The organism is Aureimonas frigidaquae, assembly GCF_001463905.1.
Taxonomy (GTDB): Bacteria; Pseudomonadota; Alphaproteobacteria; order Rhizobiales; family Rhizobiaceae; genus Aureimonas; species Aureimonas frigidaquae.
Window position 1 is genome coordinate 214,646 of the sequence record NZ_BBWR01000018.1, and the last position, 15,801, is coordinate 230,446.

General features: G+C 66.0%; 14 protein-coding genes and 2 tRNA genes. 5 read left to right on the forward strand and 11 right to left on the reverse strand.

Annotated features, from left to right (window positions below; genetic code table 11):
- Positions 1–21: 21 nt before the first annotated feature.
- Positions 22–1,236, reverse strand: a complete 1,215-nt coding sequence (locus AUL30_RS18095) for a deoxyguanosinetriphosphate triphosphohydrolase (protein WP_062229296.1) — start codon at positions 1,234–1,236, stop codon at positions 22–24.
- A gap of 121 nt (positions 1,237–1,357) precedes the next feature.
- Between AUL30_RS18095 and AUL30_RS18100 the strand changes: the two genes are divergently transcribed.
- Both AUL30_RS18100 and xth read left to right on the forward strand, forming a co-directional pair.
- Entirely contained in the window at positions 1,358–1,693 is a 336-nt protein-coding gene (locus AUL30_RS18100) for a HesB/IscA family protein (RefSeq protein ID WP_062229297.1), read from the forward strand.
- Positions 1,693–2,499: an exodeoxyribonuclease III gene (gene xth, locus AUL30_RS18105; RefSeq protein ID WP_062229298.1), complete on the forward strand. Its 807-nt coding sequence runs from the start codon at positions 1,693–1,695 to the stop codon at positions 2,497–2,499. The genes AUL30_RS18100 and xth overlap by 1 nt, the downstream gene beginning before the upstream one ends.
- Before the next feature lie 67 nt (positions 2,500–2,566).
- Here the strand turns inward: xth and AUL30_RS18110 are convergent, their stop codons facing one another.
- From AUL30_RS18110 to AUL30_RS18140, 7 genes are all read right to left on the reverse strand, one after another.
- Positions 2,567–3,346 (reverse strand): tetratricopeptide repeat protein, encoded by a 780-nt coding sequence (locus AUL30_RS18110; RefSeq protein WP_062229299.1) that lies wholly within the window; start codon positions 3,344–3,346, stop codon positions 2,567–2,569.
- A 328-nt stretch (positions 3,347–3,674) separates the two neighbouring features.
- On the reverse strand, positions 3,675–4,970 hold the full coding sequence (locus AUL30_RS18115; protein ID WP_062229300.1) for a long-chain fatty acid transporter: 1,296 nt from the start codon (positions 4,968–4,970) through the stop codon (positions 3,675–3,677).
- Between the two features lie 255 nt (positions 4,971–5,225).
- Positions 5,226–8,009: a valine--tRNA ligase gene (locus tag AUL30_RS18120; protein WP_062229301.1), complete on the reverse strand. Its 2,784-nt coding sequence runs from the start codon at positions 8,007–8,009 to the stop codon at positions 5,226–5,228.
- Positions 8,010–8,099: 90 nt separating this feature from the next.
- Positions 8,100–8,936 carry a PopZ family protein gene (locus AUL30_RS18125; protein ID WP_192843086.1) on the reverse strand — a complete coding sequence of 279 codons (837 nt, stop codon included), beginning with the start codon at positions 8,934–8,936 and terminating at the stop codon, positions 8,100–8,102.
- Positions 8,937–9,071: 135 nt separating this feature from the next.
- Positions 9,072–10,496 (reverse strand): TolC family outer membrane protein, encoded by a 1,425-nt coding sequence (locus AUL30_RS18130; RefSeq protein ID WP_062229303.1) that lies wholly within the window; start codon positions 10,494–10,496, stop codon positions 9,072–9,074.
- Between the two features lie 223 nt (positions 10,497–10,719).
- Positions 10,720–11,370, reverse strand: coding sequence for a protein-L-isoaspartate O-methyltransferase family protein (locus tag AUL30_RS18135; protein WP_062229304.1), 651 nt, complete (start codon positions 11,368–11,370; stop codon positions 10,720–10,722).
- Between the two features lie 140 nt (positions 11,371–11,510).
- A tRNA-Asn gene (locus AUL30_RS18140) sits at positions 11,511–11,585 on the reverse strand.
- 215 nt (positions 11,586–11,800) lie between these two features.
- Here AUL30_RS18140 and AUL30_RS18145 point away from each other — a divergent pair.
- On the forward strand, positions 11,801–12,133 hold the full coding sequence (locus AUL30_RS18145; RefSeq protein ID WP_306302741.1) for a hypothetical protein: 333 nt from the start codon (positions 11,801–11,803) through the stop codon (positions 12,131–12,133).
- Positions 12,134–12,147: 14 nt separating this feature from the next.
- Here AUL30_RS18145 and AUL30_RS18150 read toward each other — a convergent pair whose 3' ends face one another.
- Positions 12,148–12,486: a DUF6180 family protein gene (locus tag AUL30_RS18150; protein ID WP_062229305.1), complete on the reverse strand. Its 339-nt coding sequence runs from the start codon at positions 12,484–12,486 to the stop codon at positions 12,148–12,150.
- A gap of 166 nt (positions 12,487–12,652) precedes the next feature.
- On the opposite strand from AUL30_RS18150, the gene AUL30_RS18155 reads away from it, so the two are divergent.
- A tRNA-Cys gene (locus AUL30_RS18155) sits at positions 12,653–12,726 on the forward strand.
- Between the two features lie 159 nt (positions 12,727–12,885).
- Here AUL30_RS18155 and AUL30_RS18160 read toward each other — a convergent pair.
- Together AUL30_RS18160 and AUL30_RS18165 are read right to left on the reverse strand one after the other, a co-directional pair.
- Positions 12,886–14,211, reverse strand: a complete 1,326-nt coding sequence (locus AUL30_RS18160) for a PQQ-dependent sugar dehydrogenase (protein ID WP_062229306.1) — start codon at positions 14,209–14,211, stop codon at positions 12,886–12,888.
- Positions 14,212–14,289: 78 nt separating this feature from the next.
- Positions 14,290–14,517 (reverse strand): hypothetical protein, encoded by a 228-nt coding sequence (locus tag AUL30_RS18165; protein WP_157070286.1) that lies wholly within the window; start codon positions 14,515–14,517, stop codon positions 14,290–14,292.
- Between the two features lie 295 nt (positions 14,518–14,812).
- Here AUL30_RS18165 and AUL30_RS18170 point away from each other — a divergent pair, with 295 nt between their 5' ends.
- On the forward strand, positions 14,813–15,559 hold the full coding sequence (locus AUL30_RS18170) for a sulfite exporter TauE/SafE family protein (RefSeq protein ID WP_062229308.1): 747 nt from the start codon (positions 14,813–14,815) through the stop codon (positions 15,557–15,559).
- Positions 15,560–15,801 lie beyond the last annotated feature (242 nt).

Here is a 15,801-nt window from a genome sequence, read left to right on the forward strand (position 1 = left end):
AGACTGTTGCGAAGGGCGCGCCTACCGCAAATCCGCATTTTCGTCAAACAGCCGCCGATATTCGGCGAGCGCGAAGGTGTCCGTCATACCGGCCAGATAGTCGGCAATGTCGCGCATATGCCCCGCCTCGTCCGCCTGATGGTCCGGCGCCCGCGCCGGGCGGCCGGGCACCGGCCCGCCGGACGCGGCATAGCCGTCGAACAGGCGCTCGACCACCTCCTCCGCCCGGCGCATGACACGCATCACGCTGTCATGCCGGTAGACCCGGCCGAACAGGAAGCGCCGCGTTTCGTCCACGGCGGCGCGCATGTCGGGCGAAAAGGCGATGATCTCCCGCCCATTGGCGTGGACGTCCTGCGCCGACAGGATGGCGTCCTCCGCAATCCGCCGCGTGGCCTGCGCCAGCACGTCTTCCACCATGCGCGTAATGTGCCGGCGCATGATTTCATGGCCCATGCGTGCCGGATCGAGCAGCGGATAGGCCGCGCGCACTTCCCGCAGGATGCCGCCGGCCAGGGTCAGTTCCTCGAGATCCTCCAGCGCGATCAGCCCGGCACGCAGCCCATCGTCCAGATCATGCGTGTTGTAGGCGATGTCGTCGGAGATCGCCGCCGCCTGCGCCTCCAGGCTGGCGAAGCGGTCGAGATCGAGCGGGTAGAGCGCGTCGAACTGCGCGACCGGCGGCGGCAGGGCCTTGCCCCCGGCATGCGGCCCGGTCAGCGGGCCATTGTGCTTGACGAGGCCCTCCAGCGTCTCGAAGGTCAGGTTCAGGCCGTCGAAGGCCGCATAATGGCGCTCCAGCGCGGTGACGATCCGCAAGGTCTGGGCATTGTGGTCGAAGCCGCCGAAGCCGCTCATCTTGCGGTCGAGCGCCCGCTCGCCGGCGTGCCCGAACGGCGTGTGGCCGAAATCATGCGCCAGCGCGAGCGCTTCGGTCAGATCCTCGTCCAGGCGCAGCGCCCGCGCCAGGGCCCGGGCGATCTGCGAGACTTCAATCGTATGCGTCAGCCGCGTGCGGAAATGATCCCCCTCGTGCGAGACGAAGACCTGCGTCTTGTGCTTGAGCCGGCGGAAGGCGGTCGAATGCACGATGCGGTCCCGGTCACGCTGGAAGTCCGTGCGCGTCGGGCTCGGCGCTTCGGCCACCCGCCGCCCCCGGGACAGACGTGCATCGGCGGCAAAAGGCGCCAGCGGCTCGCGGCCGAGGCCATAGGGAAGCAGTTCCGGCTCAGCCATGAATGGACCCCTCACCCCTCGCATGCGCGGCCGGCGGAGATTGACCCGGCGCAGTGGCGTCCATACTTTAAGCGGACGTATCCAACAAGAAGAGGCCAGGGCGCGGCGCCCTGGAACGATCATGAGCGAGGGCACCAGTGTCACGGTCTCCGACGCGGCTATCCATCGCATCTCGGCCATCCTGCGTTCGGCGGGCGATGCCAAGGCCCTGCGCATCTCCGTCGAAGGCGGCGGATGCTCCGGCTTCTCCTACAAATACGATCTGGCGCAGGACGGCGAGCCGGACGACCTCGTCATCGAGCGCGATGGTGCGCGCGTCCTGATCGATCAGGTGTCCCTGCCCTATCTCGAAGGGTCGGTGGTGGATTTCGTGGACGATCTGATGGGCCAGTCCTTCCAGATCCGCAATCCCAATGCGGTCGCCTCCTGTGGCTGTGGCACGAGCTTCTCCATCTGATGCTCGTCGCCACCTGGAACATCAACGGCGTCAAGGCGCGGCTCGACGCGCTTCTGGCCTGGCTTGCCGAGCGCAAGCCGGATGTCGCCTGCCTGCAGGAAATCAAAAGCGTCGACGAAGGCTTCCCGCGCGCAGAGATCGAAGCGCTCGGCTACCACGTGGAAACTCACGGCCAGAAGGGCTTCAACGGCGTGGCGCTCCTGTCGCGCACGCCGCCGCTCGACAAGCTGACCGAGCGCGGCCTTCCCGGCGACGAGGCGGATGTGCAGTCTCGCTTCATCGAGGGTGTCTACGCCATGCCGAGCCGCTCAGGCGCGCATGGGGGCGATCGCCTGCGCGTCGCCTGCCTGTATCTGCCCAACGGCAATCCGCTGGGCACCGACAAGTTCACCTACAAGCTCGACTGGATGAGGCGGCTGGAGGACCATGCCCGGCTGCGCCTGGCGCAGGAGGTTCCGTTCCTCCTGGCGGGGGATTTCAACATCATCCCCCAGCCAGACGATGCCCGGCATCCGAGCGCCTGGGTGAATGATGCGCTGTTCCAGCCGGAAAGTCGTGCCGCCTGGCGCCGCCTCGTCAATCTGGGGCTGACGGATGCGGTGCGCGCCACGACCGACAAGGACGGTGTCTATACGTTCTGGGACTACCAGGCCGGCGCGTGGCAGAAGAACAACGGCATCCGCATCGATCACCTGCTCCTGTCGCCGGAGGCCGCCGCGCGCCTCGCCTCGGTCGGCATCGACTCGCATGTCCGCGGATGGGAAAAGCCTTCGGACCACGTGCCGGTCATCGCCCAGTTCCACTGATGCTGCGCGGGTGCCATGACCGCAGAGACGACCGTCGCGGCCGAGGCCGGCACGGGGCGCCTGCGCGTCAGGGCAAGTCGATGAGCGGTCCATCAGCCTGAGAGAAAGCCAGCGCGGTGCGGCGCTGCTCCTCGTCGCTGAGAGAGAAGGCTTCTTCCTGGAGCGGGCGAATCCATTCCCGCTCTTCGGCCGTCGCATCGCGCATGGCGCGGGTCAGCATGGCCAGGCCGCGCACGGGTTCGGGGCGGATCGCAATGGCCTTGCCGTCGAAGATGAGATAGCCGAGCAGCGCTTCCGCCCGGGAATATCCCTTATGCGAAGCAAGCTTCAGCCAACGGGCGCCCTGGCGCGCATTGGGCTTGCCCCCCTCTCCCGCCACGAGCATGCGGCCGAGCTCGAACTGGGCGCGCGGATCGCCGAAATAGGAGGCCGCGTGGCTGAGCAAGGCGCGCGCCTGGGCTGGATCGGCTGCAACGGGCGTTCCCGGAATGCCCTTGCGGAAGTAATCCGCCAGCGCCACCAGCGCGCTGGAGACATAGGCCGCGTTGGGAGACGTCGCCGTATCATCCTCCTGGTCGCGGATGATGCGCTCGAACATCTGGAAGGCTTCGTAATCGTTCTCCGGCACGCCATCGCCAGAGGCGTACATCTGCCCCAGCTTCCAGCGCGCGCCGGCATGGCCCTTGTCCGCCGCAAAGCGAAGCGCCTCGAACGCCTCCACCTTCTGTCCGCGCTTATAGGCGTTGAACCCCAGCGTGAACATTTCACGCGGGGTAACGTCGGTGCTGCTATTGTCCTGCGCGTCGAGGGCACGGGCCGATCCGGTGCCGGCACACACTGCCAGCATCGCGAATACGCCGCATATGCCCTTTGAAACCCGCTTCACCGGCGCCCTTCCGACAAACCTGAATTCGCCCCATACAGTCCAAGCGGTTCCGCCGGACGGTCCGCTCCCGACCCGGGAACTGACATTTCAAGTGATGCCCGTTTATGGCAGCAGCGCGGCATGAACAGTCCTATGCCAGAGGGGGCGATGCAGTTTTGCCATGCTGTTGCCGGCGGGACACAAACCGCATTCATGGCAGGGACGCGGCAGCCGGCTCCCTCACGCAAAACGGGGGCGGACATGGCGCCGCCCCCTTTTTCTGAAAGACTCCGCAAAGCCCTGCCAGAATTTAGAAATTCACCTTGAAGGACGCGTTCGCCGCATAGACCCAGTCATTGCCGACCGTCGCATCGAAGATGGCGCCGCGATCGACCGATTGCGAGCCACTCGTCCAGTAGCCGACAAGCCCGCCCACCCGGATTTCGCCGAAGCTCTGCTTGAAGGAGAGGCCGCCCGACACGGAATAGAGGTCCGTATAAGTCGTCTCCGCTCCCGTCGAGACGCCACTGTCATAGCCGATCAGGACGGCGCCGGAGATTTCATCGTTGAAGGCGCGGCCAAGGCCGAGTTGCACCGTGTAGCCATCGTCCCAGTAATAGGGGCTGTCATTGGTGCTGGTCCCGAGCGCCGAAACGTAGCTCGTCAGAACGTTGCGGTTGGTGCTCCAATCCGTCCAGCGGAAGCTTCCGAGCAACAGCGTGTCTTCCGCGATGCCCGTCTGCACGTTGACATACAGGCTCTGCGGGCTGGTGACCGAGTTGAGGAACGCCTCGCCCGAGCTGACGGGCGTTCCCGGTGCCACCGGCGAAACGGGCAGCGCGATGCTGGCGCCGGTGATCGGATTGATCACGAAGGCCGATCCGTTCACCGTGGCCAGACCCGTTCCCTCCGGCCGCTCATGCGTGACCTCGGAGCGGTAGAGGATCTGCGCACGCAGGGCGATTTCCGGCTTCTCATAAGCGATGCCGACCCGGAAACCCGTCTGGTAGTCGCTGCTGGCATCCACGGACAGGGACACAGGCAGTCGAACGGCCAGCCCGGCCGGCAGGCCGGGAATGCCCGCCGGCGTCACGCCGACGACAGCCGATCCCAAGCTCGTGCCCTCGAAATTGAAATCCTCGAAGAAGACGCCGCCCAGAAGGCTGAACCGCCCGACCTCGGCCTCGTAGCTCACGCGGCAGGTCACGCCCCATTCATTCGAATCGAAGCCGAGCTGGCGGACCGCAGAGCCTGTGCTGCTGGCCGGCTGCGCGCCGCCGGGAAGGCTTGCGTAATTGGCCTCGGCGGCGAAGCTTTCGACATAATGGCCTGCGCAGGCCAAGGGGCCGTTGCCGAATTTGACGGCCGGGCTCGGCAAGCGGTAGCTGCCGGTATACTGGCCGTAATCACCGCTAACGCCTTCGATCGTGTCGAAGCCACGCTCCGGGCTGACATAGGTCATGCCGAAGCGGGCGGAAAACATGCCCGGCTCGAAGAGAATGTCCGTATCCGCCGTACCGCGCTGGAAACCCGCGGCCGATGCCGCTGCCGTTCCCACCAGCAGTAGTGCCGTCGCAGCTGCCAGACGCCGACCGAGTGTGCGCATTTCCGTCCCCTCCCAGTGGGCCCGTACCCCTTGAGGCGACGGTATGATGGGATGAGAAAATTGCAACAGACCGTTTGCTTGCACCGCAACCGAACGCTGCCGCCATTTCAGGCGAAAAACGGCCGCTAAGTTATTGCCGTATAATGCATTACGCCGAACAACCATTTTGAGGCCGCCCGGCGCTATCTTCCGTTTACGGAAGTGTGGGCCGCAGCTTGTTGCAGTTACGGCACAGTTTCACCACAGTCGGCGGCGTCAGGCGACGCCGAGGCGCGACGCCGCAGCTTGCAGGGCATCCCGCTCCTGCTCGTAATCGTGCCGCTTCTCCCGCTCCTGCTGCACCACCTCGTCCGGCGCATTGGCAACGAAGCGTTCGTTGCCGAGCTTCTTGTCGATTCGGTCGATCTCGCCGTTCAGCTTCTGGATGGCCTTGGTCAGGCGCACCCGTTCCGCGGCGATGTCGATGACCCCGGCCAAGGGCAAAGCGTAGGTGACGCCGCCCACGACGATCTGCGCGGCGTTGGCCGGTGCCTCCACGCCCTCGCTGAGGTCCGACACGCGCGCCAGGCGCTTCAGGGCCGCTTCGTTGCGGGCCAGCCGCTCGCGTGTCTGCGGATCGGCACCAAGAGCGATGAGCGCGGTTTCCGCGCCGGCGGGCACATTCATCTGCGCTCTTACGGAGCGGATTTCGCTGACCAGTTCGACCAGCCAGTTCACATCCGCCGCCGCCGCGTCATCCTCGAAGGATTCGCTCGGCCATGGCGTGTGGCACAGGAGCCCCTCGCGTCCCGCGCCGGCCGGGCCCGTGACGGCCCACAGTTCCTCGGTCAGGAAGGGCATGAAGGGGTGCAGCAGCGCGTAGATGCGATCGAGCACGTAGCCCGTCACATGGCGCGTCTCCGCCGCTGCGGAGGCGTCTTCGCCCAGGAAGACTGGCTTGGCCAGCTCCAGATACCAATCGCAGAACAGGTTCCAGACGAAGCGGTACAGCGCGCCCGATGCCTCGTTGAAGCGGTAGGCGGCCAGGGCCGCGTCCGCCTCGGCAATGGTGCGGGACAGTTCGGTCAGGATCCAGCGGTTGAGCGGCAGTTCCACGCGCGAGGGATCGAGCGCCTGGCCGTGAACGGCGCCGTTCATCTCGGCGAAGCGCGTGGCGTTCCAGAGCTTGGTGCCAAAGTTGCGGTAGCCGGCGATGCGCTGGGGATCCAGTTTCACATCGCGCCCCTGCGCGGCCATGATGGCCAGGGTGAAGCGCAGCGCATCGGCGCCGAACTGGTCGATCAGTTCCAGCGGGTCGATGACGTTGCCCTTGGACTTCGACATCTTGGCGCCGGTCTTGTCCCGCACGAGGGCATGGACATAGACGTTGCGGAACGGCTCCTCCTTCATGAAGTGAAGGCTCATCATCATCATCCGGGCAACCCAGAAGAAGATGATGTCGAAGCCGGTCACAAGGTCGCTCGTCGGGTACCAGCTCTTCAAAGCCGGCGTTTCGTCGGGCCAGCCAAGCGTGGAGAAGGGCCACAGGGCCGACGAGAACCAGGTGTCCAGCACATCCTCGTCACGCGTCAGGATCTCGGCGATCGCCTCCGGGTCCTCGGCCATGCGGCGCGCATCAGCATCCGTCATCGTGCCGTTCATGACGTAATGCGCCAGGGCGGCGGCATAGGCTTCGTCGTCGGTTTCGGCGACGAAGATCTCCCCGTCCGGGCCGTACCAGGCCGGAATCTGATGCCCCCACCACAATTGGCGCGAGATGCACCAGGGCTGGATGTTCTCCATCCAGTCGAAATAGGTCTTTTCCCAGTTCTTGGGGACGAAGTTGGTCCGTCCTTCCCGCACGCTGGCCATGGCCGGCCGCGCGAGCGTGGCCGCATCCACATACCACTGATCGGTCAGGTAGGGCTCGATCGGCACGCCGCCCCGGTCGCCGTGCGGGACCATGTGGACATGATCCTCGACCTTGGCGAGGTAGCCTTCCTCCTCCAGCCATTCGACCAGCATCTTGCGGGCCGTAAAACGGTCCAGCCCCTCGAACATGCCGATCGCACGCTCGCCATCCTCCGGGAAAAGCCCGGCCAGGAATTCGGGATTGTCGCGGATGGAGATCGTCCCGTCCACCGCCAGGATGTTGATGGCCGCCAGGTCGTGGCGCCGGCCGACTTCGAAGTCGTTGAAATCGTGCGCCGGCGTGATCTTGACCGCGCCCGACCCGGCTTCCGGATCGGCATAGTCGTCGGCCACGACGGGGATGAGCCGCCCAACCAGCGGCACCCGGACCTTGCGGCCGATCAGGTCCTCGTAACGCGCATCCTCCGGGTTCACCGCGACGCCGCTGTCGCCCAGCATCGTCTCCGGCCGGGTCGTGGCCACGGTGACATAGGTGGACGGATCGGACACGTCATAGGCGACGCCATCGACCGGATAGCGCAGATGCCAAAGATGGCCGGCGATCTCCCGCTGCTCGACTTCGAGGTCGGAAATGGCCGTGCGCAGCTTGGGATCCCAGTTCACAAGGCGCTTGTCCTTGTAGATGAGACCTTCGCGATAAAGCTGGACGAAGACCTTGCGGACCGCCCGCGACAGGCCGTCATCCATGGTGAAACGCTCGCGCGACCAGTCGCAGGATGCGCCGAGCCGGCGCAGCTGCCCCAGGATCGATCCGCCCGATTCCGCCTTCCAGCGCCAGACCTTCTCGATGAAGGCGTCACGCCCGATCTCACGCCGGCCGGGCTCCCCCCGCTCGGCCATCTGGCGCTCGACGACCATCTGCGTGGCAATGCCCGCATGGTCGAGCCCGGGCTGCCACAAGACACTGCGGCCCAGCATGCGCTGGTGGCGCACCAGGATGTCCTGCAGCGTATTGTTCAGCGCATGGCCGATATGCAGGGAGCCCGTCACATTGGGGGGCGGAATGACGATCGAGTATGGCTCGGCGCCGGGGCGCGCGCCGGCACCGGCACGGAACGCGTCCGCGCTGTCCCACCGGCTCGCGATCCTCGGTTCAACTTCGGCAGAGTCGTAGGTTTTTTCGATCATCGTCGCGGTCCGTTACATCTGGGACCTCGGTTACAGGCTCGCTTTCAATCCTGTCAACGCGTTCCGCGCGATGCACGGCCGCCGAACGGGTCAACGGCCGCGCGTCACCGCACGCCGGATCTCCTCCCGGACGATGTCCTCGACCATGCGCGCCAGGTTTTCCTCCAGCCATTCGCGCATCATCGGGCGCAGCAGATCCTGCGCCATCTCTTCCAGCGATCGCAGTTCCCCCGCCCGGATCGCCTGCGTCAGTTCGGCGAAGGACGCGCCGATCGCCGCCTCGGATGTCTCGGAGATCAGCGGCTCGGCGTGGCGAAGCGGCGCTTCCCCCTCCTGCGCGTCGCGCAGGTACCTGTCGCGCAGCTGGCCGAGCCGGGGGTCGTCGCTGTTGGCGGCGCGCACCTGTGCCACCGCAGGCATGCCTACCGCCGCAACATCCGGCAAGGTGCTCGCCAGTTCTGCGGCCAACATGGCCTCCAGATCGAAACTGTCATGCGCATCCGGCCGCTCGAACGGTTCGTCGGCATCAGCCTGCCATGAGGCGGCATCGACGTCCGCCGGCTGCCAGGTCTGCGCATCCGGTTCGGCGCCCCAGGAAACCGCATCCTGCGGGGCTGAGGCGCCTGCCTCGTGCCCGTGCGGGAATGCCTCCGCTGCCACCTCGGCCGCATCGTCGAAGGCGAGCGCAGCCGAGCCCTCGAAGGATGGGCGCAGCACGAAGCCGCCTGCGGCATCATCCTGCAGCGGCGTGGTATCCACGGAATGGTCTGCGGGATTGGCGGTCGCAACGGCCGCGCGGCCAGCCCCGCCACGCGGGGCCGGCGGGGTGCGAACGGGGCGTTCGGCATCACCCTGCTCGATGATCTGCCGGATGGAGGCGAGTATCTCCTCCATAGACGGCTCGGCCGCCCCGCTGGCTCTTGCCATACCGCTTCCCCGAAACATCTGCGCCCGAAGGCACGAATCATGCCGTCAGGCTACCGGAGAACACGGCTCACATGAATCCCCCGAAGGTTCGGATGAACCTTCGGGGGCGCTTTTCAACACATTGTTGGCGGGAAATCAGCGCCCGTCGGGCGTCTTCATGCCGTACCACTTATCGTGGACGGCCTGGTAATGGATCTCCGGGTCGTAGACCTGCACGCCGAGGGCGAGCTGCGTCGCCGACAGGCGGCCGACCGCCGACAGGAGTTCATAGGACCGCACGACGACATCGCGCTGCGCTCCGGCTAGCAGGATCTGGGCGCTCAACACGTCGGCCTGCGCATCGAGCACGTCCAGCGTGGTCCGCTGGCCGACCGTGCGCTCTTCCTGAACGCCGTTCAGGGCCAGGCGCGCGGCGGCGACCTGCGCGCGGTAGCCCGTCACGTTGGCTTCGGCCGCCTGGATCAGCGCCCAGGCCGAAGCGACGGCCGCGCGGACCTGATCGCGGTAGCTGTCGACATCGATCCGGCGCTGGCCGAGCACTTCCTTGGCCTGGCGCACCTGCGAGGCGACGAGGCCGCCCTGATAGAGCGGAATGGTCAGCGTCGCGCCGACGCTGGCCGACACATCGTTGCCCGAGGCCACGTTGATGTCGACGCCGGGCAAGCCGGCCGCGGTGCCGGGTGCGCTGGACGTATAGGTGTTGTCGACCGAACCGCCGACCGAAAGCTGCGGCAGGGCCCGGCCTTCGATGGACTTCACCTCGAAGGCGGCGGCATCGACCGCGAAGAGGCCGGCCTGGATCGCCGGATGCTCGGCCAGGGATACGGACAGCGCGGAAGAGATCGATTTCGGCATGAGCTGCTCCGGCGGGCGCGTGCCGGGAGTCAGGTTGTCCGGCACATCGCCGACGATCTGCAGATAGACGGCCTCGCTCGCGGCCACCTGTGCCAGGGCGCTGTTCAGGAGCGCGGTGGACAGGGCCTGCTCCGATTCCGCCTGGGCGACGTCCGTCCGGGTGCCCTCACCCACGTCGAAGCGCGCATTGGCGGCACGGACCTGCTCGCGCAGGAAGCCCAGATTCTGGCGCCGCAGCTCGGCGATCTGCCGGTCCCGGATGACGTCCATGTAAGCGGTGGCCGCATCCAGGAGCGTGTTCTGCACGGTGTTGGCCAGATTGGCCTGGCCCGCACGCACGGCCGCCTGGGCGGATTGGATGTTGTTCGGCGTCTGGAAGCCGTCGAAGACGACCTGGTTGATCTCGATCCCGGCGCTGAGCGAGCCCGCGCGCGAATTGACGTTGGGCAGACCATCGCCGCGGGTCGTCCGACCCCGACTCAACGTACCGGACGCCGTGGCGCCGATGGTCGGGCGCAGCCCGGCGCGCGCCTGCGGCACGTTCTCGTCCGTCGCACGCAAGGCGGCGCGTGCGGCATTCAATGTCTGATTGTTTGCATAGGCCTTCGCCAGCGCCCCACGCAGCGTTTCGGCGCTGGCATGGCCCACGCCGGCCATCATCAGGCCGAGCGACAAGGCCGATGAAAGCCAGATTCCCTTCCGCATAGAAACACCCCGCTTGCAGGAGCGTGGAACGCTCCTTCAGTCCTTGTGCGCAGCCAACGGGAGTTGGTTGCGCCCCTCATTACCAGAAATGCACTCGCGCCTCACTGGACGCCACCCCGTACTGTCCCGCAACCTGCCTTTTGGACGGTGGGTGTGACCGTTGGATAACACTTTCTTCACGCACCGACCTTTGGTTGCGTGTGTGCTGCACCGTAGGGAGGCGTCAGAAGACGAATTCCGCCCTGGCCTCGAAGCCCGGGAGCGGCCGCAGGCTGCAGTTGAAGCCGAAACGGTCGGAGACGAGGCCGTCTTCCTTGGAATAAAGCCGCGCCGCGGCGGCGTTGCCGCGCCCTTCCACGACAACAAGCCGCCCGCGCTCGCGCAGTTGGCCGAAGAAGCCGTCCGGCAGGCGATCGACGGCGCCCTCGAACAGGATCACGTCGAAGGGGCCTTCCTTGGCATAACCGTCCCGCAAGGGCCCGCGCACGACGCTGGCATTCAGCGCGCCGGCAGCGGCCAGGTTCGACTCGGCCGCGGCTGCAAGAGCTTCGTCTTCCTCGAGCGCGACGACCGAAGCCGCCAGTTCGCCAAGGACGGCGGCGGAGTAGCCGAGCCCGCAGCCGACATCCAGGACGACATCCCCCTTGCCGATCCTGGCGAGTTGCAACATCCGGGCAAAGGGCGCGGCTTCCATCAGGTAGCGTCCGCTGCCCAGTGCGATCTCGTCGCCGATATAGGCAAAACCGCGCCGGTCCTCCGGCACGAAGCGCTCGCGTGGCACCTTCAACAGCGCCCGCAGCACCTCATGATCCGTCACGTCGGACGTGCGGACCTGGTTGTCGACCATCTTGGTACGCGCCTGCGCGAAATCCATGGAGGGACCCTCGTGAAAAGCCATGTCCGTGCCTCCTTAAATCCGCCTGCCATGCGGCGCAAGCACGGAGCGGACACGGCAGTGAACCGTCGCGGCATCGTGCCGCCGGCGGTGCGTTCAGGGTCACAATGGAAGGAGGGTGGCTCCCCGGGCCGGATTCGAACCAGCGACCAATCGATTAACAGTCGATTGCTCTACCGCTGAGCTACCGGGGAATGCTTTGGCGTTGCCGAAGCGAGGGTGCCTATAGCAAAGAGTTTCGCGTCTTGCCAAGCGCCAGACGCAAAAAAGTTGGCCCCTGTCGATCGACAGATCGCCGCCGATCCGCAATTTTCCGTATCGCATCAACGCGAAGTTGCCATTATCTCCTGCTTTACCCGGCGGGAGTGAAGCCGGTCCCGAACCAGAGCGAATCCCGACCCAAGACATCATGGAAACCGACAAGCAACGCAGCCGCACCTTTGTCAGGATGCGCGGCAACGCCATCGAGGTCTTCGGCCGCAACATTAAGCTGCCGGCGTCCAGGCCCGCGCGCGTCGCAACGGGCGCGGCCTTCGTCACGGGCGGGGTCTTTAGCTTCCTGCCGGTGCTCGGCCTCTGGATGCTGCCGGTCGGACTTCTGATTCTGTCGGTGGACTTCGCCTCCGTCCGGCGCTTCCGCCGCCGGACCACGGTGCGGTGGGGCCGCCGCAACGGCCGCCCCGTGCGCATCGTGGAAACGCAGATCGAACCGGCCACGACTCCCCCGCGCGACCAGGCATAAGGCCGCGCGCGCCACTACTCGATGGCGTCCGTGATCGCCTCATAAGCCTGATCGGCGAAGTCTCCCAGCGCGCCCTTGTCGCTCCGGTAGTCGATTCCCTGGACGACAGAGACGGTCATATCCTCGACGGCAATGCATTGGACGGTGAAGGCGCCCTCTCCGGCCTGCCCGCCGCTGACGGTCACGAGCTTGCCGGCAACGCTCTGCGTGCCCGCCGTCAGTCCGGCCGACTCGGCCGCCGCCACGACCGCCGCGCCGCAGGCATCGATACTGAGCTGCCCGGACGGCGTCCGCTCCACATGGTAGGTCAGGTGAAAATCGGCCTCCTGAGCCGCAGCCGGACCCGACAGCATGAAACCTCCCACAAGGGCCGCGAAAACAATTAGACGCGCCATTCACCAACTCCATCCTTGTTGATCACGGCGTCAACCTAACCAGCACGTGCAGGATGGCCAAGTAGCGGTCGCGCAATGACCACTTGCGCAGCCTGCGTGGAATCAGTAGGTACAGCGCCGTTGAGGCCTCGTGGCGGAGTGGTTACGCAGAGGACTGCAAATCCTTGCACACCGGTTCGATTCCGGTCGAGGCCTCCACCGACCTTCCCGAAAAGAGCAGACGAATGAACGCCCCATCCTGGCGGGCGACGTCAGTTGATTCCCGTTCGGGCGGCGACGGGGCATCCGCGGCCCGATTCCGTTTTGCGCCGATTGCACCCCGCCGCCAGGCCGCGGGGTGCAAAGAGGTCGAAAGCCTCAGGCGGGGGTGACGCGCCAGATGACGTCGCCGACGTCGTCGGCCATCAGGACGGCGCCGTCCGCGGCCAGGGCCACGCCGACGGGGCGGCCGTAGGAATGTTCTTCGTCGGGGGACAGGAAGCCGGTCAGGATATCCCGCGGCAGGCCCACCGGCTTGCCGTTCTCGAAGGCGACGAAGGCCAGCTTGTAGCCCGACAGGGTGGACCGGTTCCAGGATCCGTGCTGGCCGATCGCCATGCCGGCGGGGAAGCCCGGCAATGTCCCCTCCGGCAGCCAGCAGAGGCCGAGCGAGGCCGTATGGCCGCCCAGCGCATAGTCGGGCTGGAGGGCGGAGGCCACCTTTGCGGCATCCTGCGGAACGCGGTCGTCGACGACCCTGTCCCAGTAGCAGTATGGCCAGCCGTAGAAGCCGCCATCCCGGACCGATGTCAGATAGTCGGGCGGCGTTTCATCGCCGAGCCCGTCCCGCTCGTTGACCACCGTCCAGAGCGTGCCGGCGGACGGCTCCCACGCCATGCCGACGGGGTTGCGAAGGCCGCCGGCAAACACGCGCGATTGCCCGGTGGCGATATCGTACTCGTGGATACAGGCACGGTTTTCCTCAGCCGCCATGCCGGCATCGGCGATGTTGCTGAGCGAGCCCACCGCGACATAAAGCTTCGTTCCGTCCGGGCTGGCGATCAGATTGCGCGTCCAGTGCCCGCCGGGAACGAGGTCCATCAGTTTGCGGCCGGGCCCGCTGCAGCGCGTCGCGCCCGCCTGGTAGGGATAGGCAAGCAGCGCATCGCTGGCGCCGACATAGAGCGTGTCGTTCACGAGCGCGATTCCGAAGGGCTGCCGCACCCCTTCCAGATAGGCATGGCTTTCCTCGGCCACGCCGTCGCCATCGGCATCGCGCAGGAGCGTCACCCGGTTCGGGCTTTTGCCCAGGGCGCGCGCCCGCTTCATGGTGGCCGACATGGCATGGTCGAACAGCGAGCGGGGATTGTCGGGCTCGCTCATCGATTCGGCGACGAGCACGTCGCCATTCGGAAGGACATGCATATTGCGGGGATGGACCAACCCGCGCGCGAAGGCGTTCACCTTCAGGCCTGCAGCCGCCTTGGGCTTGTGATCGCCTTCCCAACCCTTGGCGGTGGGCATCTTCAGCGTCGGCACCTTGCCCTGCGGCCTGGCGTTCGGAATCTGAGGGGTCGTGCCATAGACCGGCGCGAGCCGGCCCTGGCCGGAGTGGCGCAAGGCAATGGCGCCGCGGCCGACAAGGGCGACGAACCGGGCGAAAAGGGTAGGCTCGGTCACGGAATGATCTTCCCTTCCTGACATGATGCGAAGGAAAGGGAGCCTAGGATTTTGTCGGCCGCAACACTAGGGCGGGCGGTCAGAATGATGTGGCAAACCGGCTCACGGCCTGTAGGGCGCCAGCGGACAATCGGCATAAAGGCTGGCATAGGAAACTTCGAAGACGCCGGGCACGGGCTCCGGGAGCTGCTCCTGCCACTCCTCGATCACCTCGTTCAGATAGGGGTTCGGATCATCGCTTTCCGGCCAGGCGGAGTTGATTTCGTGGACAGTCTTACCGTCTTTCCTGATCCAGACCCGGTACAAGCGCAAGGCGATCTCCTCTGACAAGCATCTCCGGCGAGACTTAAGGCCCGATGGTCCGGCGTAGTTGAACACCCGTTCCAACCCGTCACCTAACGCGGCCTCCGGGTCGTTCCCCGCATCCCCTTCGTAACGCTAATGCGTTGATGACGGCGCCACAACCAATTGTTGTGTAATCCAATCTACTAAAACCAATCGTTGCTTATCAATCACACGGGGCGCGGGTCCACTGCCTATGCAGGGCGCGCAGCCCGGGATGCGGGTAAGGAGCCGCGCAAATGCTGATTGCCTCTGCACGAAACAACAGGTTTGATCAGCACCTATGGACCCTGCCTATCCTCTGATCGTCGGCGTGACGGCCACATTCTTCCTTGCCGGAATCGTAAAGGGCGTCACCGGCATGGGCCTGCCCACGGTGGCCATGGCGCTTCTGGGGTCCATGCTCGGTCCGCTGGCGGCAGCCATGCTGCTGCTTGTCCCGAGCCTCGTCACCAATCTGTGGCAGCTTTTCGCCGGCCCGCGGTTCCTGCCGATCGCCGCCCGCCTCTGGCCGATGATGGTGGCGATTCTTGTGGGTACGGTCATCGGCGCGCAGATCCTGACCCGGGGCGACACGCAAGCGACGACAGCCGCCCTCGGCATCGCCCTTTGCCTCTATGCGCTCGTGACCCTGTTCTGGCGGCCCGTGACGGTGCCGCTACGGCTGGAACCGGTCGCGACGCCCTTGGTCGGCCTCGTCACCGGGCTTATCACCGGGGCGACCGGCGTCTTCGTCATTCCCGCAGTTCCCTATCTTCAGTCACTCGGACTGCCGCGAGACGATCTGATCCAGGCGCTCGGCCTGTCCTTCACCACCTCCACCATCGCCCTGGCGCTCGGCCTGCAATGGCATGGCGGTATCGGCTCGGAAGGCCTTGTTGCATCGTGCCTCGCCGTCGCGCCGGCGCTTCTCGGCATGTGGGCGGGCCAGGCTCTGCGGGTTCGCATCAGCCAGGCAGCCTTCCGCCGTGTCTTCCTGATCTTCCTGCTCCTGCTCGGCATGGACATGGCCGCCAGGCCACTCTGGTGACGGCAGGCTACGCCCTGCCCGGCCGTCAACACGCCCGGCCGGCAGAATAGCGCCCGCGGCGGTCCGCGCGGTCGGCAGCGCAACCGCAAACTCATATGGAATTTTTACGCCCATCCGCGCGAGTTGAGGTGCGTTCCCGAAAGGAGGGTTCGCATGTCCGACATTCTGTACCTTGCCGTCGCGCTCGGCTTCTTCGCCATCATCGCCGCCTATGTCCGCTGGGCGGAGCGGAGCTGATCCTC